The sequence below is a fragment of the Prosthecobacter sp. Pr1 genome (assembly GCF_057652315.1).
The window spans coordinates 63,945-85,739 of the sequence record NZ_JBYFBS010000009.1 but is presented as its reverse complement, the minus strand read 5'-3'; the positions used below and the strand labels follow the sequence as shown (position 1 = coordinate 85,739).

15 protein-coding genes are annotated in these 21,795 nt (G+C 59.9%); 5 read left to right on the top strand and 10 right to left on the bottom strand.

Annotated features, from left to right (window positions below; genetic code table 11):
• Positions 1–42: 42 nt before the first annotated feature.
• The 4 genes from AC24GY_RS15955 to AC24GY_RS15940 all read right to left on the bottom strand — a co-directional run bounded on the left by AC24GY_RS15955 (position 43) and on the right by AC24GY_RS15940 (position 5,352).
• The gene (locus AC24GY_RS15955) at positions 43–1,326 is read right to left on the bottom strand and encodes a phenylacetate--CoA ligase family protein (protein ID WP_487684963.1); all 1,284 of its coding nucleotides are present in this window, start codon (positions 1,324–1,326) and stop codon (positions 43–45) included.
• 177 nt (positions 1,327–1,503) lie between these two features.
• Positions 1,504–2,373 carry a D-hexose-6-phosphate mutarotase gene (locus AC24GY_RS15950; RefSeq protein ID WP_487684960.1) on the bottom strand — a complete coding sequence of 290 codons (870 nt, stop codon included), beginning with the start codon at positions 2,371–2,373 and terminating at the stop codon, positions 1,504–1,506.
• A 10-nt stretch (positions 2,374–2,383) separates the two neighbouring features.
• On the bottom strand, positions 2,384–2,770 hold the full coding sequence (cdd, locus tag AC24GY_RS15945; protein ID WP_487684957.1) for a cytidine deaminase: 387 nt from the start codon (positions 2,768–2,770) through the stop codon (positions 2,384–2,386).
• On the bottom strand, positions 2,770–5,352 hold the full coding sequence (locus AC24GY_RS15940; protein WP_487684954.1) for a CehA/McbA family metallohydrolase: 2,583 nt from the start codon (positions 5,350–5,352) through the stop codon (positions 2,770–2,772). The genes cdd and AC24GY_RS15940 overlap by 1 nt, the downstream gene beginning before the upstream one ends.
• A 77-nt stretch (positions 5,353–5,429) precedes the next feature.
• Here AC24GY_RS15940 and AC24GY_RS15935 point away from each other — a divergent pair, with 77 nt between their 5' ends.
• From AC24GY_RS15935 to AC24GY_RS15915, 5 genes are all read left to right on the top strand, one after another.
• On the top strand, positions 5,430–6,395 hold the full coding sequence (locus AC24GY_RS15935) for a heparan-alpha-glucosaminide N-acetyltransferase domain-containing protein (RefSeq protein ID WP_487684951.1): 966 nt from the start codon (positions 5,430–5,432) through the stop codon (positions 6,393–6,395).
• A gap of 62 nt (positions 6,396–6,457) precedes the next feature.
• Positions 6,458–9,931, top strand: a complete 3,474-nt coding sequence (locus tag AC24GY_RS15930) for a DUF1553 domain-containing protein (protein ID WP_487684948.1) — start codon at positions 6,458–6,460, stop codon at positions 9,929–9,931.
• A 129-nt stretch (positions 9,932–10,060) separates the two neighbouring features.
• Complete coding sequence (locus AC24GY_RS15925; protein WP_487684945.1) at positions 10,061–12,010, top strand: acyltransferase family protein; 1,950 nt, start codon at positions 10,061–10,063, stop codon at positions 12,008–12,010.
• A 134-nt stretch (positions 12,011–12,144) separates the two neighbouring features.
• The gene (locus AC24GY_RS15920) at positions 12,145–13,485 is read left to right on the top strand and encodes a DUF1501 domain-containing protein (RefSeq protein ID WP_487684942.1); all 1,341 of its coding nucleotides are present in this window, start codon (positions 12,145–12,147) and stop codon (positions 13,483–13,485) included.
• 32 nt (positions 13,486–13,517) lie between these two features.
• Positions 13,518–14,978, top strand: coding sequence for a hypothetical protein (locus AC24GY_RS15915; protein WP_487684939.1), 1,461 nt, complete (start codon positions 13,518–13,520; stop codon positions 14,976–14,978).
• A gap of 84 nt (positions 14,979–15,062) precedes the next feature.
• On the opposite strand, the gene AC24GY_RS15910 is transcribed toward AC24GY_RS15915, so the two are convergent.
• The 6 genes from AC24GY_RS15910 to AC24GY_RS15885 all read right to left on the bottom strand — a co-directional run bounded on the left by AC24GY_RS15910 (position 15,063) and on the right by AC24GY_RS15885 (position 21,676).
• A complete protein-coding gene (locus AC24GY_RS15910) occupies positions 15,063–17,171 on the bottom strand; it encodes a hydantoinase B/oxoprolinase family protein (RefSeq protein WP_487684936.1) in 2,109 nt (702 codons plus the stop codon).
• Complete coding sequence (locus AC24GY_RS15905) at positions 17,068–18,639, bottom strand: hydantoinase/oxoprolinase family protein (RefSeq protein WP_487684933.1); 1,572 nt, start codon at positions 18,637–18,639, stop codon at positions 17,068–17,070. Before AC24GY_RS15905 ends, AC24GY_RS15910 begins: the two co-directional genes overlap by 104 nt.
• Entirely contained in the window at positions 18,636–19,349 is a 714-nt protein-coding gene (locus tag AC24GY_RS15900; protein WP_487684930.1) for a tetratricopeptide repeat protein, read from the bottom strand. Before AC24GY_RS15900 ends, AC24GY_RS15905 begins: the two co-directional genes overlap by 4 nt.
• A gap of 27 nt (positions 19,350–19,376) precedes the next feature.
• Complete coding sequence (locus AC24GY_RS15895; RefSeq protein WP_422317291.1) at positions 19,377–19,811, bottom strand: NYN domain-containing protein; 435 nt, start codon at positions 19,809–19,811, stop codon at positions 19,377–19,379.
• A gap of 94 nt (positions 19,812–19,905) precedes the next feature.
• Positions 19,906–20,703, bottom strand: coding sequence for a PIG-L deacetylase family protein (locus tag AC24GY_RS15890; RefSeq protein WP_487684926.1), 798 nt, complete (start codon positions 20,701–20,703; stop codon positions 19,906–19,908).
• Between the two features lie 79 nt (positions 20,704–20,782).
• Positions 20,783–21,676, bottom strand: a complete 894-nt coding sequence (locus tag AC24GY_RS15885; RefSeq protein ID WP_487684923.1) for a sugar phosphate isomerase/epimerase family protein — start codon at positions 21,674–21,676, stop codon at positions 20,783–20,785.
• Positions 21,677–21,795: the final 119 nt, after the last annotated feature.

Below are 21,795 nucleotides of genomic sequence, written 5' to 3'. Positions count from 1 at the left end.
TTTGTCACTGTAGCTTCGTTATTCGGCCCGCTTGCGGATGGTTCAGGCTGCTTGAACGATGCGCCAGCGCTTCGCTTTGAACTCATGGCGGGGCAGGGTGTTGGGCTCGGCGAGGCGCACTGAAATACGAAGCGAGAAGGTGTCTTTTAGCTTGGCTTCGAGACGCTTGAGCAGCGGCTTCGCCACATTGCCGTCCATTTCGACGACCAGTTCGATCTCGTCCATGGCATCCACCTTGCGCTGTTCGACCATGTATTCGACCACTTCAGGGAACTGCCGCACCACGGCTTCGATGGCGCTGGGATAGATGTTCACGCCGCGCACGACGATCATGTCGTCCACACGGCTGAGGATGCCGCCGTCCAGCATCAACCTGCCGCGATGGAGCTTCTTTTTCACCCAGTCGCCGGTGCGGTAGCGCAGCAGCGGGCAGGCGGTACGGTCCAGCGTGGAGAGGATCAGCTCGCCGCATTCGCCGTCGGCGACTTCCTCGCCTGTTTGAGGATTCACGATCTCAGCAAGGTAGGCCTCCTCCATGACCACAAGCTGCCGTGGCATGTCTTCCGTCTCGTAGCTGACGGGGCCGACCTCGGTCATGCCGTGATGATCAAAGATGCGGGCTTCCCAGAGTTCCTCCAGACGTTTGCGCACCTCGGGCACGCTGCCACCGGTTTCACCTGCCACGATGATCTTGTTGATGCGCAGGCCCATGCGTTCCACGCCGGAGGGGGCGCCGATCAGTTCGCCCAGCCGTAGTGCATAAGTGGGAGTGCAGCAGAGGACCGTGGCGCCATAGCGGGCCATGGCCTCCAGGCGTGCCTGGCTGGACATGCCGCCAGTGGGGATGATGAGGTAGTCTTTTGCGGCTGCTTCATAGGCCGTCCAAAAACCGAGGAACGGGCCGAAGGAGAAGGCGAAGAAGATGCGGTCGCGGCCTTTGACGAGCCCTGCGGCATCGAAGACGCGCTGCCAGCACTTGAGCATGGCATCCCAGCTTTCGGGAGTGTCCACCCAGGCCATGGGGACGCCAGTGCTGGTGCCGCTGGTCTGGCAGAACCGGGTGTACTGGCTGATGGCCCGGGTCAAATTGGTGCCGAAGGGCGGGTTCGCGAGGCGGTCTGCCTGAATGTCCGCCTTGGTGGTGAAGGGCACCTGCGCGATGAAATCCTCCACGCGATTGAGGCGGCTTACTTTGAGCTGCCATTCGCGGATCTTCTTGCCGTAGAAGCTGTCCGTGGTGGCGAGATTGAGCACGATGGAGCGCAGCTTGCGCCACTGGTTGGAGCGCAAACGAACCCGGTCGATCAATGGAGGACCCTCAGACACGCGTCAAGACATGGCGAGGCATGGAGCGGGGTCAAGCAACGGGGTGGATTGAGCAAATGACGAAACCCGAATGACGAATGATGAAGAAAATCCGAATGTCTTAAATGCCTTCGCTCATAGGATCATCGACATTCATTCGTCATTGGCGCGTTGTGTGGCTTTCAGCGCCACAGGGAGCTACAATTTCCTCACGTCGATGCGCTGCATCAGCAGATGCTCATGGCCAGGCTGCACGGTGACGACATCCTCGCCAGCGTTGGCGGCTTCGATGCAGAGAAACTCGGGGTAGGCTTCATCGGGAAGATCGGCGAGGCGCTTGGATTTTTCGATCCACGGATTCCACACCACCGTGGCGAGGCTGCCGGCTTTTTCGATGACGAGTTCGCGCTTCCAGAGCGGATCATGCACGATGACGGTGGCGTCGGAGATGTACATGCGGTCCACTTCCTGATCGATGACGATGGTGCCGTGCTGCGGGCGTTTGTCGGGTGACAGGCGGCCTTCGACGTACTGCGTGCCATGCAGGCCATGGATGGCGACTTTGCGCACGTCTTCTACATTGAAATAAGTGTGCAGCGCGCCGGTCATGGTCCAGGCGGCGGAGTCGGTATTGGTCACTTGCAGCGTCACTTGCAGCGAGGCCCCCATGTGGACGTGCAGCCTGGCTGAAAAAGCGTGCGGCCAGAGGGCTTTCGTGGCAGCGGAATCAGACAGCTTGAGAACGATGTCCACCCCTGCCGTGGTCTCACGCGCCACATCGACCTCCCACAACATCTGGCGGACAAAGCCATGGGCTGGCTTGCTGCTGTCCGTGGGGTTTGGGCCAAACCAAGGCCAGCAGACGGGAATGCCACCGCGGATGGGCTTCCCAGTTTCCAGCAGCGCATCGGCGCTCATGAAGAGCACGGGGTCGTGTCCTTCGGGAATCCAATCGGTGACGTGAGCTCCGTTTAGCGCGATGCGACCCGACGCAGCGGGATGCTCGATGACGAGGATGGGATAACCTGCGGGTTCTTCAATGAGTGAAACGGAAGGAGGGAGAGTCATGCGGGCGCACTCATATCCTGAAGCTCGCCGGCAGCAACTCCGCCATCGTCATTGCCACTGGTTTTCCATCGCGCAGAAACCAAATGGACGTGTCCGGCCATGCAAATTCTGCGATCACCTGACGGCAGGCCCCACAGGGAGGGAACTCATGCCCGATGGCGATCACCGCGAGTTCGGCGATTTTCATGCTGGGGCCCTCTTCTGCGACAGCGCGGAAGATGGTGTTGCGTTCCGCGCAGATGGTCAGGCCATAGCTCGCATTTTCGACATTGCAGCCGGTGAAGAGATTGCCCTGCGCCGTGAGCAACGCACAGCCGACCTGAAAGCGCGAGTAGGGGGCGTAGGCTTTCGCGGCGGCGGCGGTGGCGCTTGCCAGGAGGGAGGAGGCGTGGGGCATTAATTCTTCTTTTTCTTCTTCGGTTCGGCTGCGGGTGGTGCTGCTGGAGTCGGAGAAGCAGGTTGCGGGCCGTCTTTGATCAAGCCGGCTTTCATGAGTTTCTCTTTTACGGCATCCACCTTGAGTCCTCCTGTGGGGAGTTCGAAGCCGAGGTTGTCGCCGTTGGGGGTGAAGCCATTGCCGTCGGCATCGACGTAGATGGGATTGTTGTAGGCGCAGGGGCGGATCTTGGCGTAGTCGCTGGTGCCGTAGCCGATTTTTTGGTCGCCGTCCTCGTCGATGGCGACGACGATGAGATGGGCGTCTTGCTGCAGCGGCACGTGGATTTTCTCGTCGAACTTGATCACGCCGTCCTTGAACATCTGCGGGTGGGATGCGCGGGTGAAATTGAGTTTGGGATCGGGGCGGCTGTTGACGAGAACCTGCACGCGGTCGATGTCCATCCAGTCGGTGCATTGCACGCGCACTTTGAGATCGATGCCGCCGGTGGAGCGGTCATCATCTCCGGCGATCTTGCCGTTTTGCGTGGTGACTTCGAGGAAGGGGCCGGTGCTCAGCACGAGGTGGCCGGCCTTGGCATGTGGGGAGAGTTCAGCCCAGTCGATCTTGGCGGGTTCATCGGTGCTGCTGGGAAGGTAGCAGCGCCAGCAGCCGACACCATTGCCATAGACGGAGTGAGCATCTGCCACACCGACGGCGGTGACGCGCAGGCCTTGATTCAAAAGCTGACGCCAGACGAACTCGCGAACGGCGCTGACCTTCATGGCCAGAGAGCCCGCCGGGCGGCTGAGGCGGAAGGGTGCGTCTGCGAGGATGTCTGTGCCTGCGCCGTTTTGGGATTCGGTGCCATCGATCATGCTGCCAACACCGACGAAGCCGCCGTCTGCAATGCCGTCGCTGTCGCGGTCAACGAACATGTTGGAGAGGTCGGGGTGGTTGAACTGAATCCAGCGGTCGGCGCGCTCGGTCTGCCAGCGGCGCAGGGTGAGGACGGTGATGCGTGGGTCGTCATTCCAATCAGGCGCACCGCCGTTTTGCTTGAGGGGATCGGGCTCAAAGGGGAAGGCATTGAGATGCTGGCGGCTGCCAGTGAGCTCGACGCCTTTGACGGTCTTGATGTGGGCTTCGAGGCCGAGTGCCTTGATGGTGGGCTCCCAGTCGTAAAAGCGGTTGTGCTCGGTGGTGGGAGTGAATTCCAAGTTTTCTGCGGCGATGTTGATAATGCGGCCGTCCGTGTCGCAGACGTTGTCACCACTAGGGGTGCTGTGATTGTGGAAGTCGGCGCTGATCCAGCCTTTGGTATCGACCACGCGCTTGAGTGTGCCTTTGAAGACGGACTCTTTGCCAGCTTCGACGGTGACTTCCTGCTCCAGATGCGAGTACTCAGGGCCACGCACCACGACGACGCGATATTTGCCGGGTGGCAGCTGCTGGGTGAACTGACCGTCTTCGCTCATGTACTGATCCACGCAGCCATGCGCACGCCATTTGGGGCCGAAATCCAGTTTGGGTGCATCTTGGTCGAGGGGGGCGAAGTGCGCTTTGCAGGGGATGGGTTTGCCGGATTCGTCGGAGATGGCGAAGCGAATGCGGGCGGCGTCCGTCAGGATCACTTTGGGGGTGAGTGCCGCGCCTTCACCGACCGTGATAGCCATCTTGGCCTGAGTGCGTCCCAGGTCTTCAATCTGCAATTCCACGGGACCTTGCGGCAGTTTGAGACTGAATTTGCCTTCGTCATCGGGGTAGGCTGGAATGCCTTTTGCACCCTCGGGAACCACGATCCTGGCTGTGGTGATGCCCTTGTTTTTGGCATCCAGAATCAGTCCGTCCACGCTCCCCAGTTTGACGCCTTTGACAGAGCGGAACTCACCAACGGCCTGCGCAGGGGATGTGCCGACGGCAAAGAAGCGTGAGATGACGACTTCCTTTTTGGGCGCGAGCTCCATGGTGTCTTCGACTTTTTCCGCGCCGGTGACGTTGAGTGTGCCGACGGCGTAGCCGCACTTGTGGGCGGGATTGATGGCATCGGTCCAGAAGATGCCGTCCGTCGTCATGCCGGTGACATCAAAGCGAGTGAGGTCCGATTTGGTGAAGACCTTTTGCGGCTTGTCGGTTTCGTTGCGCAGTGTGGTGGTGATGAAGATGCCCTGCGTGCCGTCTTGGACGCGGTATTCATGCCTCTTATATACACCGCCGTTCTTTGCGGCGGTGGTGACGGATTCCACGGCGGCCTCGCTCTTTTCCTTTGAGTCGAGGATTTTCACATAGCTCACGGGGCCGTGGCCGCAGGGACCATAGACGACGAGCTGGTCGTTGTTGGCACCGCGCAGGGTGAGATCATAGAGGCAGCCTGGGGTAACGCCGTCCTCACCGTAGAAGGTGCTCATGTTCGCCTTGCGATTGGGCGAGTTCTGCGAGATCACGGCCTCGACCTTGTCGCTGCGGAGAACGAAGTCGCCCAAGATGCCGTCTGCCTCCTTGCCCTTGGGAAGTTCGGCTTCGCGGCCGAGCGCGGCTTCAAAGACTTCGGCGGCAGGCACGGAGCTTGCGATAAGGAGGGAGAGCAGGATGGCTGACTTCATGGTTGGGAACGAAAGCTGTAACCAACGGACATCGGAGTGACATCTTGTGAACGGAAACAATTTAGTTAGTTTAGCGCGTGTCTTTTCCTAGCAAACGCCTCCTGTGGCTCGATCTCTTCCGTGGTCTGGCCGTGCTGGGCATGGTCTGGACGCATTCGGCAAACACGTTTCTCGACGCCCGGCTGCAGCATACGGGGTGGTATCACGAGCTTACCTATTATCACGGACTGATCGCCCCGGCGTTTTTCTGGATCGCTGGATTTGTGCGGGCGCATGTGACATCGGCGGCGCCAAAGCCTGCGCTGCCTGCCTTGAAAAGGCTGCTGATGGTGCTGCTCATCGGCTACCTGATGTATGTTCCGTGGCTGGATCTGTTTCATGCACAGGGGTGGCCTGCGGCGTGCACGGTCAATGTGCTGCACTGTCTGGCCATCAGCGGGATGCTGATGCTGCTGGCGGAGCGATTTGGCCGTTGGCGGCAGGTGGTGGTGGTCGTGATGCTGGTCTTCTTTGTGGGGCTGCAAAAGTCGGCGGAGAGCTGGCACACGGGGGTGCTGTTGATTGATCAGTATTTCAACCGCAACCAGGGTTCACTCTTTGCGCTGTTCCCGTGGGTGGGTTTCGGGCTCGCCGGATTTCTGACGCGGTGGCTTTGGAACGGCACGGTGGATCGCCATGCGGGGGGGGGCTTCATTCTGGGCGCGCTTCTGGCTTTTGTGCTGCCGTATTCATGGCAGGGAGGGCAGCCGGAGTTCTTTCTGGAACGTCTCGGCTGGGTGATGATGGCCGCTGTGCTGGTGGCCTGCGTGGCGGACCGCCTCAGTGCTGCTACCGGCTGGCTGCGACTGGCGGGCCGTGAATCGCTGCTGCTGTATGTGGTACATTTGCTGCTGATTCATGCGGTGCCGCTGCCGCGGCTGCCCTTGCAGTTTCTCATCGGCATGACCCAGCCGCTGTGGGTGGTGTTTTTGATTTTTGTGGGGCTGTTTGTCGTTTCGCTGGGGTTGGGGTGGTATAACGAGCGGCGAAAGATGCGGCGATAGCGGGCTACGTTGAGGATCTATGGCAAGAGCTTTGCCGTTTAGGGCGTAGTTTGAGGCTAACCATGATCCAAAGTCGCCACGTTCTTGCCTTCATCCTGTTCACCTCCTCGCTCGCTGCGGAGGTGGCGAAGGTGCATCCTGCACAAGCGATGGGGCTGCTGAAGACGCAGTGCCTGGGGTGTCATAATGCGGAGAAGAAGAAGGGCGGGCTATCGCTGGAGACGCGTGAACTGGCCCTGAAGGGGGGCGAAAATGGTGCTGCCATCGCCGGAGATGCGGATCACAGCGCCTTGATCAAAGCGCTGAATGATCCGGGCGATGCGCACATGCCGCCGAAGAAGCAGATGCCGGAAAAGCAGATCAACCTGCTGAAAGCCTGGGTGAATGCGGGGGCGCCCTGGGATGATGCGGCGCTGAAGAAGTTCGGCGAACTGACGCCTGCGGACAAACTGACGGCGCTGCCTGCGAGCCACACACCCGCTGCGGCGATGGCGCTGAGCGCGGATGGCAAACGCCTGGCAGTGGGGCGCGGCAACCGGGTGCTGATTCGTGATTTGACGGCGAAGGATGCGCCGGTGGTGGCGACGCTGGAAGGCCACAAGGATGTGGTGCAGTCGCTGGCCTGGAATGCGGATGGCTCGCTGCTGGCGGCAGGTGGTTACCGGAGCGTGCTGGTGTGGAAGGCACCAGCATGGGAAGTCGCGCATACTTTGACCACGCCCCTGGAAGGGCGTGTCACGGGCGCGGTGTTTCTGCCGGATAATGCCACACTGATTTTGGCCGATGGGGCTACGAGCTTGAAGGGGGTGGTGCATCGCTGGAAACTTGGAGAGCCGAAGCCCTCGCAAACGGTGGAGGCGCATGCGGACAATGTGTTGAGCCTGGCCATAAGCCGTGATGGAAAGCAGATCGCCACTGGCGGCGCGGACAATCAGGCCAAGGTGTGGGATGTGGCCACTCTGAAGGAAGTGGCGAGAATTGAGGGCCATGTGGGCCACATCGTGGCGCTGGGATTCAGCACGGACGGCAAGTGGCTCGCCACGGGCAGTGCGGACAAGGATCTGAAAGTCTGGGACATCGCCAGCAAGGAGATGATCATGCTGCTGGGAGACAAAACCTCGCCTGTGAACGCGCTGCTGTGGTCGCCGGATTCCACCAAGCTGACGTATTTCAATGACAACGGCAGCGTGCATGGCGTCACGGAATTGAAGGCGCATGATGGCGTGCGCCTTGCCTTTACCTCGGGGACGGACAAGAGGATTGGTACTCTCGAAGACGTGCCGAATGCGGCCGTGATGACGGCGGATGGCAAGAATGTCTATGCCGCCACCGATGCGGGCGATGTCTTCCAGATCGATGAGAAGCTGAAGGTCACGAAGCTAAACGGCCCTGCGGCTGCACCTGCCGCGCCGAATCCCAAGGCGCTCTCCTTCACGCAGGACATCCTGCCAGTGCTCAGCAAGGCGGGGTGCAATCTGGGCAGCTGTCATGCGAAGTCGTCGGGACAGGCAGGCTTCAAGCTCTCCATCTTTGCCTTTGATCCGAAAGGGGACTACATGGAACTGGTCAAGGACTCGCGCGGTCGTCGTGTGTTCCCAGCGTTGCCGGAAGACAGTCTGCTGCTGCAAAAGTCCGTGGTGCGCGTGCAGCATGAAGGCGGGCAACGGTTTGAGCCGGACTCCGAATCGGCGAAGACCATCGCGGAATGGATTCGACAGGGCATGCCGTATGAAACGCCGGGCCAGCCTGCGCTCACGGGCATCGAGGTGGTGCCTGCTGAAAAGACGTATCGCAAGAATGAAGCGGGTGCTTTGAAGGTCACGGCCAAGTACAGCAACGGCACCACGCGTGATGTGACGGGGCTGACGGATTACATTTCCTCCGAGAAAGCCATCGCCGCCGTGGATGAAGACGGTCATATGAAGACCACGAATGAAAGCGGCGAGACGGTCATCGTGGCTCGTTACATGGGGATGGTGGCCATCTCGCGTGTGGCGGTGCCGGCGGAAAAACTGCTGCCGCCGGAAAGCTACGCCAAGCTGACCGTGCGCAATGAGATCGACAAGCTCGTGTATGCACGCCTGCAAAAGCTTGGCCATCTGCCCAGCGACACCTGCACGGACGCGGAGTTTCTGCGCCGCACGACGTTGGATGCCATTGGCATGCTGCCAACGGTGGAGGAGGCGCGCGCTTTTGCGGCGAACAAGGATCCCAAGAAGCATGAGCAGTGGGTGGAGGCATTGCTGCAGCGTCCCGAGTGGGCCGACCACTGGGCCATCAAGTGGGGGGACCTGATTCGTCCGAATCCTTCGCGCGTCGGCGTAAAGCCGGTTTATCTGCTGGACCAGTGGATCCGCCAAAGCTTCCGCGAGAACAAGCCTTGGGACCGCTTCGTGCGCGAACTCCTCACGGCGCAGGGCAACACGCATCAGGACGGCCCTGTGGCAGTCTGGCGCGACAAACGTGATCCCGTGGATGCGGCGACCTTCGTGGGACAGATTTTCCTCGGCGTGCGTCTTGAATGCGCGAAGTGCCACCACCACCCGACGGAGAAGTGGGATATGACGGACTATTATCAGATGGCCGCGTTCTTCACACAGATGAAGCGCAAGGGGCAGGGGATCTCCGCGCCGATCAGTGGTGAGCCGGAGCAGATGTGGTTCGCGCCGGGTAATGCGGGCATCGAGCACCCGGTCTCCAAAACCACGCTCAAACCGCGCCCGCCTGCCGACAAGGAAATCACCATCGCTGAAACGCAGGACCCGCGCGCGGTGCTGGCGGACTGGATGACCAATCCGCACAATCCTTACTTTGCGCCTGCCCTTGTGAACCGAGTGTGGTCCAGCTTCATGGGACGCGGCATCGTCGATCCAGTGGATGATTTCCGCGCTTCGAACCCGCCCACCAATGCGCCGCTGCTCGACTGGCTGGCACAGGATTTCGTGAAGCACGGCTATGATTTGAAGCACCTCATGCGCAACATCATGCTGTCGCAGACTTATCGCCTCAGCAGCCTGCCGAATGAGACGAACATCGCCGATTTGAAAAACTACAGCCGCAGTTACCGCCGCCGTCTGCCTGCGGAAACGTTGCTGGATGCCGTGTGTGAAGTCACCGAGGTCCATGAAACTTTCTCAGGCATGCCGTCGGATGCGCTGGCGAAGCAGACGTGGAATCACAAGCTCGAAAGCCAGTTCATGGACGCCTTTGGCCGCCCCAATGCCAGCTCCGAATGCCCCTGCGAACGCGATGCCAAACCCAGCGTGGTGCAGGCGCTGCATCTGATGAACTCGACCAAGCTGCAGGAAATGCTGATCAGCAGCAAGGGCCGCGTGACAAGGCTGGCCAAGAGCGACCTCAAGCCGGAGCAGATCATGGAGGAGCTCTACCTCGCCTGCTACTCACGCCTGCCCACCGCCGAAGAGGTGGCGATTGCAGGGAAGGCGCTGGATGTCGGTGTCGCGAACAAGCAGCAGGCGATTGAAGATGTGCTGTGGAGTTTGCTGAATTCGGCGGAGTTTGTGTTTAATCACTGATTGCATGAAATGAGCCTTGGATTTATCCGTCCTGTGATTCGATGGGGCATGGGCACCTCTGAAAAAAACAATTTGCAAAAAATTGCGGATGTTAAGGCCTAGGTTTAGGGCCCTTGGATCCGTTCAAACATGACCCTTTCTGCAAGCACACACAGCCAGCCCGCCTTTAAATACCGCCCGGACATTGATGGCCTTCGAGCTCTGGCAGTTCTGCAGGTGCTTATCTATCATGCCAAGCTTGGTTGCCCGGGCGGTTTTGCGGGAGTGGACGTTTTTTTTGTTATTTCCGGCTATGTGATCACCTCACTCATTGTCCGGGAGATGGCGGAAGGCTCATTCAGCATGCCGCAGTTTTGGGAGCGGCGTATCCGGCGCATCCTGCCCGCGCTGTGCGTCGTGCTGGTGTTTGTTCTGGTGACCACCTGGATGTTTTACCTGCCTGAGGATTTCAAACAAGCAGGCCAGTCTCTTCTGTACCAGGCGCTGATGGCTGCCAACTTTTACTTTCGGGGAAATGGCGACTACTTCGCTCCGGCGGCCGAAACGAAGCCTCTGCTCCATACTTGGTCACTGGCAGTGGAGGAGCAGTTTTACCTGTTCTTTCCGCTGCTGCTGACCTTCCTCATGCGGTCCCGGTCCTCCAAATGGAAGCACTACATTCTCGGGATCACCCTTGGCTCATTCATCCTCGGGTCGGTCGGTGCCTATTCATCTCATAATTATCGTTCAGCCTTTTACCTTCTGCCATTCCGTGCCTGGGAGCTGCTTGTCGGTGTAGTGCTGGCCATCTACTGCCCAAGACCCCAAGTCAAAAGGTGGGTGAGTGAGGCATCCGGCCTTCTGGGGCTGGGGCTGATCTGCATGACGATGCTTGCTTATAATGATCACATGCACTTTCCAGGCCCTGCAGCACTGGCCCCATGTCTCGGAGCGGCGCTCATCATCTTTTCGAGTGGCTCAAGTCCCTCTATCGTCGGCAGACTGCTTTCATTCCCGCCTTTTGTCTTCATAGGACTGGTGTCCTACTCGCTGTATCTCTGGCATTGGCCTTTGCTGACATTGTCCCAGTATCTCTCCGCTCATGAGCTGAGCACTTCCAGCCGCATCCAGTTGCTGTTGCTGAGCTTTGTACTTGCCGTGCTCTCCTGGAAACTAATCGAGACGCCTTTCCGTCGTCGCCAGTGGCTTGGTGAACGCCGCCAGATTTTTAAATTTGCAGGGATCACCACGGCATTGTTTCTCGCCCTGGCGTCCACAGTGTGGGTTTTCAATGGCTTTCCTGCGCGATTCCCCGCCAAAGCACTCGCGTATGCCTCCACTCATATGGACAACCAGACTCAGGATGGTTACAAAAAGTTTCACGACCAGGCCGGCACGTTCCAAGGCAACGGTTGGAATTTCATCGAGTTTGGTTCTGACAAAGTCACCCAGCCGATCAGCCTGCTTCTGTATGGAGACAGCCATGCCGCAGCGGCCGCTCCTGCCTTGGACCTTGTCTGCCGCGAGGCTTCGCTGCGTGCTCTCATGCCAGCCCGTCGAGCGACTCCTCCGGCCGTGAAGAACAGCCCCACTCCCTATCAACCGCCCAGCAAAAGGGCGCCCAAAGTCTCCGAAGATATTGTGGACTTCGTTGCCGAGCAGCACATCAAACATGTCATCTTCATCTGCAGGTGGAAGCTCTATGGGCCATTGGACGAACTCAGAGACGATCTTGTCACCTCAACGCGCGCCCTCATGGCGACAGGTGCCCAGGTGATCGTGTTCAAAGGTCTGCCCGAACATGACAGTGACGTACCCCGTGTGGCTGCTCTCACGGTTTTGCGGAGGGGCGACTTTGACACCCTTGGCATCAGCAAGGAGCAGCACCGAAAGGCCAGCGCCCCAATGGATGAGATCTTTGCCAAACTCACTGAGATGGGAGTCACGGTGGTGGATCCGTCCGATCTCTTTCTCAACAGCAGCGGCAACTATCGTGTGATTCAGAATGACAAACTCCTCTACCATGACAACAACCACCTCACACCCGCTGGGGCGGAACTCTTGGTTCCTTTTTTCAGGTCTCTGGTACAAAAGTTTTAAAGCCTGCCATTCACGCTGAGGGCATCGAAATTCCACGAGAAAGGCCATCTGCGGACACCCGTGTCATTAATTGAGCAGGACTTTTGACCACCCTCGCAAGAATGCCTGATATTTAGCGTAGTCTGCTCATACAAATGACTCGTTTTACTCACAACTGCGCCGGTCATATGCGGCGTGATTTTCTGAAGCTCGGTCTCACCGCTGCCGGTGGCGGCTTGGGCTTCACAGATCTGCTGCGTGCGCGAGCCATGGCGGCGCAGGCTCCGCAGCCTTCGATCGCTCGGCCCGTAAACTGCATTCTAGTGTGGCTGGATGGTGGTCCCTCGCACTACGAGATGTTTGATCCGAAGCCGGATGCTCCGAGTGAGATCCGGGGTTCATTGGGCACGATCCCGACCAGTGTTCCAGGGGTGCGCTTCTCTGAAAGTGTGCCTCACCTGGCCAAAGCAGCGGACAAGTTTACCGTGCTGCGCAGCGTGACGCACAAGGATCCGAACCACGGCGGCGGCAATCATTACATGATGACGGGTGCGCCGACACCGGTTCCGGTGGGCTGCGGTGCCTTTGTGACCTTTCATCCATCTTTTGGCAGCGTGGTGAGCTACAAGCGTGGCATCAAAAATGGCCTGCCAGCCTACATGACACTGCCGAGCATCACCCGCAGCGGTGGTCCGAACTTCCTCGGTGCAGAGCATGCTCCGTTCGTTGCCGGTGGCGACCCGAATTCGAAGGGCTTCAAGGTGCGCGACGTGGTGCTGCCTTCCGAAATCAGTGATGCACGTGGACTCGCACGCCGTGATCTGCGCCATTCGCTGGACCGCATGAAGCGTCTGAATGATGCCGTGGCGGAAGATCCGGCGGTGAGCTTTGACACTTTCTACGGTCAGGCAGTGGATCTGATCGCCTCCAAGCCGGCGCAGGAAGCTTTCGATATTTCGCTGGAAGATGAGAAGACGCGGGATCTCTACGGCCGCAATGATTTGGGCCAGCGCATGCTGCTGGCACGTCGTCTCGTGGAAGTGGGCGTGCCGTTTGTCACCGTGAACTACGGTGGCTGGGATCATCACCGCGATCTGTTCAAGACCTGCAAAGGCGAGTTCATGAACAAGTTTGACCAGGGCATGGCAGGACTGATCACCGACCTCGATCGCCGTGGTCTGTTGGAAAGCACGCTGGTCGTTGCCCTCGGAGAATTTGGACGCACGCCGAAGATCAACAAGGATTCGGGCCGCGACCACTGGCCGGGCGCGATGAACATCCTGTTCGCAGGCGCTGGAGTTCCACGTGGCGGCATCGTTGGTGCCACCGATCCGAAGGGCTACTACGCCAGCGACAACATCTATTCACCGGAAGATTTTGCCGTGACGCTTTACACCAAGCTTGGCATTGATCCGCACCAGGTGCTGCACACAGGCAGCGGACGTCCGGTGCAGTTGATCAACGGCGGCAGGCCCATCCGCGAGCTGTTTGCGTGATGCGCCGGGAACTGACGAATGACGAATGCAGAATGACGAATGGCCGCCGTGTGCTGGCTTTCGTCATTCTGTGTTCCGCCTTCATCACTTCGGCATTCGCGGCTCCGCATGCGTTTGAAAGTCTGTTTCCAGCAGGAGGGCAGATTGGCGGCCGGGTCGAGACGCTGGTGAGCGGCAAGGGGCTGGAAAAGGAGACGCTTCTGGTCTGGAGCAGCGATCCGCATGTGGTGGTGCTGGGTGGTGACAAGCCGAAGAAGTTCTATTTGAACATCGCCAAAGATGCTGTGCCGGGCCCGTGCCTGATCAGGCTGTACAATGAAGCGGATGCCTCGCCACCTCGAATCATCGAGGTGGGCAAATTTGAAGAAGTGCTGGAAAAGGAGCCTAATGACACGCTGGCCGATGCCAAGCAGGCTGAGGGAAAGATGAATGTGACCTTCAACGGCGTGCTGGAGAAGGCGGGTGAAGTGGACACCTTCACCATCCGGGCGCAGAAGGGGAAACGCATCCGGTTTGATCTGCATGGTTATGCTTTGGGTTCACCGATGGACCCCGCGATGCGGCTGCTGAACGAACGGGGCGTTGAGATCGCTGCCGGGCATGACACGCACAATCTTGATCCGCGCATTGAATACACGCCTGCTGCCGACGGCGCTTTGTTTGTGCAGCTTTTCGCGTTTGCACATCCGCCTGCGGCAGATGTCGCCCTCAAAGGCAGTGCCAGTCATGTGTATCGGCTCACGGTGACAGATGAGGCGAAGACCGTGGCGGCTTTGAGCCAGCCGGGGAAAATCACGCTGCCTGCGGTGCTCAATGGCTGCATCAGCAAGGCGGCGGAAGAGGATGCCTATACGTTCACTGCGAAGAAGGGTGATGATTTGCAGATCAGCGTGCGCGCACAACGCATGCGCAGTCTGCTGGATGCCACGCTGCGGATCGAGGATGAAACGGGGAAATCTCTGCAGCAGGCGGATGACGCCGACAAAGACAGCCTGGACCCCACGCTGCGCTGGAAGGCACCGAAGGATGGTGAGTTTAAGCTGATCGTTGGCGACCGGTTTCAACATGGCAGCGCCGAGCATCTTTATGAGCTGACGGTGAAACCGTTTGTGGCTTCGCTCACGGCCACGCTGGATACCCATGCTTATCGTTTGGAGGCTGGAAAGTCGGTGGAGGTGAAGGTCACGGTGAAGACTAACGGCACGTTTGCCGGAAAGATCAAAGCGCAGGCGGTCCAACTGCCAGCGGGAGTCACGGCGGAGAGTGTGGATGTGCTGGCGAAGGGTGGTGAGGTGAAACTGACGCTGAAGGCGACAGCGGAGGTGGTGGCAAATCAGGCACCGTTTGCCGTGGAGATTGTGACCAGCGCACCGGATGCGGTTGAGACAGTGAAGGCGAGCTATGCGATTCCGTTTACTGAGCCGCGTGGGGATTTGCTGATTATGGCTGACACGCATCCGTGGCTGACGGTGGTGGCGAAGAAGAAGCCGTAGACGCGAGTGCGCGGGGCAGACGTATGCGGTGAGTGTGGGGGGATTTGGGGGCGCTGGTCGACAGGCAAGAGTGCCTATCGTACTTCAAGCGGCGGGGCCGCTTCCCCAGGCACCGCCGCCGGGGGTTTTGATGGTGACGCGGTCTCCAGGCTGGACGGGGAAGGAGGTGCAGCCTTCGAGAGTTGTTGATTGACCTTCGCGCAGCAAGGTTTGGTGGCCGGTTTTTCCGGCGAAGCCGCCGTGGAGGCCGAAGGGAGATTCCACGCGATGCTGGGTGAGGAGGCTGACGGTGAGCGGGGCGAGGAATTCGAATTCGCGGATGACGCCATCGCCGCCGTGCCATTGGCCGATGCCGCCTGAGTGGCGGCGGATGGCGAACTGGCGGAGACGCACGGGGTAGCGTTGTTCGATGATCTCGGGATCGGTGATGGCGGTGTTGGTCATGTGCGTGTGCAAGGCATGAGCGCCGTGGTAGCCATCTCCAGCGCCGGAGCCGCCGGCGATGGTTTCGTAATAGCCGAAGCCTGTGCCGCCGAAGAGGAAATTGTTCATGGTGCCCTGGCTGCAGGCCTGGAGGTCGAGGGCTTTGATGAGGGTATCGACGAGGCGCTGACTGACTTCGACGTTGCCGCCGACGACGGCGGGATCGCGGGAGGCATCGCCGGTGAAGGTGGGATTGAGAAGGGATTCAGGGCAGATGATTTCCACGGGCTCCATCAATCCCTCATTCAGCGGCAGGTCTTCCTGCAGCATGAGGCGCATGACGTAGAGAACGGCGCTGCGCACGATGGCGGTGGTGGCGTTCAGATTGCGCGGATGCACTCCGGAGGTGCCAGTGAAGTCGAGGACGAGTTTGCCGTCGGACTTGCGCATGGAGACGGCAATGGTGGAGCCGTCATCGAGTTTCTCCGCTGCTGAGATGGCTGCGGGCAGGCGCTCGATTTGTGAGCGCATGACCTGGGCGGAATGATCCAGAATGCTCTGCATCATGGGCTGCAAGGAGTCGTCTGAAAGCGCACGCAGACGCTCGGCGCCGTGCAGAATGGCGGCAAGTTGGGCGTGCAGGTCGGCGAGGTTGTCGGCGAGATTGCGTGTGGGGTGTACGGCGGAGGTGAGCAGGGTGCTGATCTCGTCAAAGCAGGAGACGCCGCCGCGAATGAGGTGGAGGGGTGCGATGACGACGCCTTCCTCGATCAAGCGAGTGGCATTGGCGGGCATGGAGCCGGGCGTGATGCCGCCGATCTCGGCATGGTGCGCGCGATTGGCGATGTAGCCGATGAGCTGGCTGCGGGTGTCATGCACGGGCGTGATTAGCGTCACATCGGGAAGATGAGAGCCACCGTAGGCGGGGTGATTCGTGATGATGGTGTCGCCCGGCTGCATGGCGACGGCTTGCGCAACTTCGCGCACACAGACGCCGAGAGCCCCGAGATGCACGGGGATGTGCGGTGCGCTGGAGAGCAGGCGGCCATGGGGATCGAGCAATGCGCAGGAGAAGTCGAGGCGCTCGCGGATGTTGGTGGAAATGGCGGTGCGGCAGAGGAGGGCTCCCATGTCGCTGACGATGGAGTGGAAGCGATGGCGCAGGAGATCGCGCCCCAACGTGGGTGGCGGGCCTGCCATCTGATCACAGCGCAGCACATGGCCGAAGCCCGTGACCTTTTCCACGCGCCAGCCGGGTGCGATGACGATGGTGCTGAAGGCATCCTGGATCAGCGCGGGGGCTGGTTCGACAGGCTGGGCGAGAAGTGGTGAGCCCAAAGAGGAGCTCTGAGGTTCGCGCAGAATGATGCGCAGGCTGACGAGTTCGATCTCGCGTCCGGCAGGCGGTTTGTAACCAAACAGGCGTTCGTAAACTGCGGCGTAGAGATGCGGTAGGTCGGCGGGGTCTTGAAACTCCACCTGCAGCGGTGTGTCCTGGCCTTTGAGGCGAAGTTCGGCGATTTGTGTGCGCTCGCCTTGTGGCAGGGCTGCGAGTTCGGCTGGCAGGATGTTCAATGCAGACGTCAGCGGGAGGCGGATTTCTTTTTCGATGATGCGTTCCGGCAAGGCCTCCTGCAAGCCAACGGCGCTGAGGATGCCGGCGTGCTCAGGGACGAGGATGGTCTGCATGCCGAGGGATTCGGCCACGGCACAGGCATGCTGCGGGCCTGCGCCACCAAAGGCAAGCAGCGCGTGATCTGCGGGGGGCAAAGCCTTCGCCTATGGAGATGCGGCGGATGGCATCGGTCATGTGCTCAATGGCGAGGCGCAGCAGGGACTGTAGGAGTTCCGCCTCCGTGCCTGTGCCGCCGGTTTGTGCATGGAGTTCGCTCAAGCGTCGCTGTGCGGCTGAGATATCGAGTGGGATCGGTGCACGTGCGGGATCGAAGCGGCCGAGGAGCAGATTGACATCGGTGATGGTCAGCGGGCCGCCTTTGCCATAGCAGGCGGGGCCGGGATTGGAGCCTGCGCTTTGGGGGCCGACGGCGAGGCCGTGATGTGTGAGGTGGCAGATGGAGCCACCGCCTGCGGCGACGGTTTCGATGGCGACGCAGGGCGCGAGCAACTGCATGCCGGCCACGTTTTGGGAGAAACGGTAGCCGGGGCGGGTGTCGATGCGGGCCACATCAGTGCTGGTGCCGCCCATGTCGAAGGTGATGATCTTGGTGATGCCGAGGCGGCGTGCGGCATTGGCGGCACCGATGGCTCCTCCGGCAGGACCGCTGAGGAGCATGTCCTTGGGCCGGATGTCATCGGCAGATTTGAGGCCGCCAGCGCTGGTCATCACCTGCATGTCCGGGGATACGCGGCGGATGCCATTGAGGAAGGATTGCACGGGGGCGTGCAGGTAGGCATCGGCCACGGTGCTCTGGGTGCGCGGCAGGAGCTTGGCAAAAGCGGCGGTCTGATGCGAGAGCGTGAGGTGCGTGAAGCCGCACTCGCGCAGGATGGCGGCGACGCGAAGCTCATGCTGCGGATGGGCATGGCCATGCAGCAGGGAGATGGCGGCAGTGGTGATTCCCTGCGCGATACACTCACGGGCGGAGGCACGCACATGGGTTTCGCTGAGGGGTTCGAGCACCTCGCCAGAGATGCTGATGCGTTCAGGCACTTCGCAGGCGATCTCGTGGAAGATCACGCGGGGTTCGTGCTTCAGCGCGAAGAGATCGCTGCGGCGCTGGTCGCCGATTTGCAGGAGGTCGCCGAAGCCCTTGGTGATGAAGAGGGCGATGCGGCCGCCCTTGTGCTCCAGCAGCGCATTGGTGGCACGCGTGGTGGCGATGCGGAGATTGAGGGGAGGAAACTCGCGCCCGGGCGGGGTGTTGGTCAGAATGCGCGCGCCGAGAACCGGAGCCTCCTCACCGGTGGTGAGTTCCAGCAGGGTGCCGGGTTGCCAGGATGGAGGGGCGTCGAGTGTGATCTCTCCTGTGTCATTGTTGAAGGCAGTGATGGTGCGGACTTCCGTGCTGCCGACATCGTTGATGTGGAAGCCTGCAAGGAAACTGGCGGGCAGGGGAGGGAGGCCGGAGAGACGAAAATGGATGTTCATACTGCTGGCCACGACGGCACGCAGGTGACCGGTGGAGAGTACTTTGCAGCGTGATTCACGGCCCTGAGGGTCGAGAGCGTGGCAATCTGTGAAGGTGCCACCGGTATCGGCTGCGATGCACCACTTCACGGTTTTTTGGACGTATCCGGGGGCGGGGCGAAGTCCAGGTCAGGCACCCAGCGCAGTTCCTTGAAGGCATCGTAGTACGGTTCGCAGCTCGGGGCTTTGAAAACAGCCACGCCACGCTTCACCCATTCATTGGCTTTGTTGGGATCGCCTAGGTCAAAGGCAATGGCTGCCTTGCTGAAGTAGTAGGCCGGGGTGTCGTCCATGAAGGTGAAATTTTCCGCGATGATCTGGTCGGCGGCGGGGCGGTGACCGAGCTTGAGTTCACACAGCGCCCGTTTGTAATGCACGAGGTGGCGGATGACCATGGGCAGCTTGGGGTAGTCCGTGGCCAGTTTGGTGAAGGACTGGAGCGCGGTGGTGAAATCGTGTTTCACAAAGTAGAACTCAGCGAGATTGAACTTGGGCAGCGGACTTTCCGGCTGGAGCTGCGCGGCTTTTTCAAACTGGGGCAGGGCGAGGTCGAAATCACGACGGCGTGGTGACAGGTAGATGTCGCCGCGCAGGGCATAGATGTCGGCCAGGTTGGGGTTGAGTTTCTCGGCGGCATCCAGCTTTTCGAGCGCATCGGTGTAGCGCTGCTTCACGCGCATGTCGCGGGCTTCCAGCAGGAGCTTTTTGACCTCATCTGAAACGGGAGCCTTAGCAGGGGCTTGCGCCAGGGCGGCGGAAACGCCAAGCATCAAAAACAAAAGGGGAAGAATCAATCTCATGGCAGGAGCTTAGAACGTGAATGGGAATCAGGCAAGGCGGGCGCGCATGCTGGTTTCAGCACCATCGCACAGGCTGCGGAGGATTTCAGGGCTGAACCACTCGGCTCCAAGTGACAGAATCGTTTCACGCACCATGCCGTCGGCGGAAACAACGCGCATGGGGCGCTCATGGATGTATTTGGCCACGAGGCGCTCGATGATGGTGTCCGCCGTGGTGCCGGGATCGGCGTAGATGATCTGCAGGCCCTGGGGCTCGCGCTCTTCATTGGTGCCTTGTCTGGCTCCATCAAACACGACGACGACCTGCATGCCGCTCATGTCCTGAAGATTGCGCAGGCGTTTCAGCAGCTCCGTACGGGCCAGATGACGCCGGGAGGCGATACGATGCTCCCGCTTCAGCTCCGGCCAGGCGTGGATGACGCTGTGACCGTCGACAAGCAGGTAGGTCAGCGGAGCGGGCATGGGGCCGAGTTAAAGGTTTAAGCTCAAGTTTTCAAGCTGGGAGCCAGTGTGCTGCCAACTTTAAACTTTTCGCTTAAACCTTCGAACTTGGAACTCAGACCGGAGTGGCTTTGGCCCGCTCGTATTCCTCATTGATGAGGCAGAGGTCGCCAAGAGCGTCTTTGAGGGGATCGATTTCTTTGGCGCTGAATCCGAGGTGGAGGTGTCTGCGCCAGCCTTCGGCGTATTCGAACCGGCCAGAGAGCCTGCCGATGGAGCGGGAGGACTCGTCCATGCTGATGAGGTAGGAGTCCATGCCCTGGCTGACATCGAGCCAGTGCTTCTGGCTTTCGTGGGCTGCGAGGGATTCGCGCTTGAGCTCGTGAACGCTGGTGGTATCCACAAACTGCCCGGCCTGGAGCTTCTGGCGCAGGGGATCGCACTGGCCGTGAGGCATGGCGTGATAGACGGTCACATCGTGCGAGTAGGAAGGGAGGTGAGGATCGGTCTGGAAATTGGGAATGCAGTGCGAGAACGCAGCGGTGACGGCAAGGCGGCATGCCTGCATGTGATCTTCCATGTAGTCAGCAGGGGCATGGGTGAGGACGATGCTGGGCTGGGCCATGCGCACGACAGCGGCGACTTTGCGCAGGTAAGGCACGCAGTAGGTCAGCTCCAGGTCATCACAGATTGGCGGATAAAAGGTGGCTCCAAGGATGCGTGCGGCTTCTTTTCCTTCTTCGAGACGTTTCTGCGTCGTGGTAGGGCCGTCCATCTGCACGGAGCCGCCATTTCCGGTGCAGAGATTGATGTAGTGGATGTCCCAGCCGCGCTCTTTGAGCAGCAGCAGGGTTCCGGCGGCGACGAATTCGATGTCGTCAGGATGGGCGAAGATGGCGAGGGCGGAGGGCATGGGGGGGATTGTTCTCGGTTCTCGGTTCGTGGTTCTCTGTTAACGGCGAACAGAGAACTGAGAACCGCGAAACTGTTTGTTACATGGCGAAGATTTTGTCCATGCGTTCGGTGAGCATCTTGAGGCCGTTGGGGTTGATGCCACCGCGCTGTTCGCTGATGGCCCAGCCGGTGTAGCCCACGTCATCGAGGGCTTTCATGATGGCGGACCAGTTGTTGTCGCCTTCGGTGAGGTCGCAGTCGAAGCCTTTGTAGATGCCTTCTTCCTTCATCTTCTTGGTACTGTACTCTTTGACGTGGATGCGGTTGATACGCTTGCCGAGCACCTTGATCCACTGCTCCGGCCAGCCGAAGCGCAGCACGTTGCCGATGTCGAAATGCCAGCCCACGATGGGATCACCCACTTCATCAAGATAGCGCACGGCTTCGAGCGGACTGAGGATGAAGTTGTTCCAGACGTTCTCGATGGAGATCTTCACGCCGAGCTCTTTGGCCAGCGGCACGGCCTTTTTGATCTCAGCAATGGAACGAGTCCAGGCCACGTCATATGGCACGGTCTCGCTCACCACGCCGGGCACCACGAGGATGGAATCTGCACCGTAGGCCTTGGCATCGCGCAGGGTGGTGAGCACGCCCTGCAAACCTTCCTCGCGGATCTTGGGATCGTCATGGGTGAGCGTCTGCTTCCAATGCGTGTGGCAGCACACGCTGGCGGCTTGCAGACCGGACTGGCCGAGCGCATCGATCACCTCCTGATGATTGAGGCCGCCTGCTGGCTCGACGCCTTCATAGCCAGCCTCCTTGGCGAATTTGTATTTCTCAACCAGCGTGCCCTTGATGCCGAGCGTGCCGCCCATGATGGCCTTGCGCAGCTTGCGGGCGGGTTTGGCGGCTTCCTGAGCTGTGATGCCACCGGAAGCGGCAAGGAGAGCGGTGGTGAAGAGAGACTGGATGAAGTGACGGCGTGAAGTCATGGTGTGAGAATACGCATATCCATGGCGTGAGTTGTCACAAACCGTCAATACAAACTTCCCGCATTAGGCAATGCCTAATGCGGGAAGTGAAGTGTTTTGTTGAAGCAATGATCAGCGGT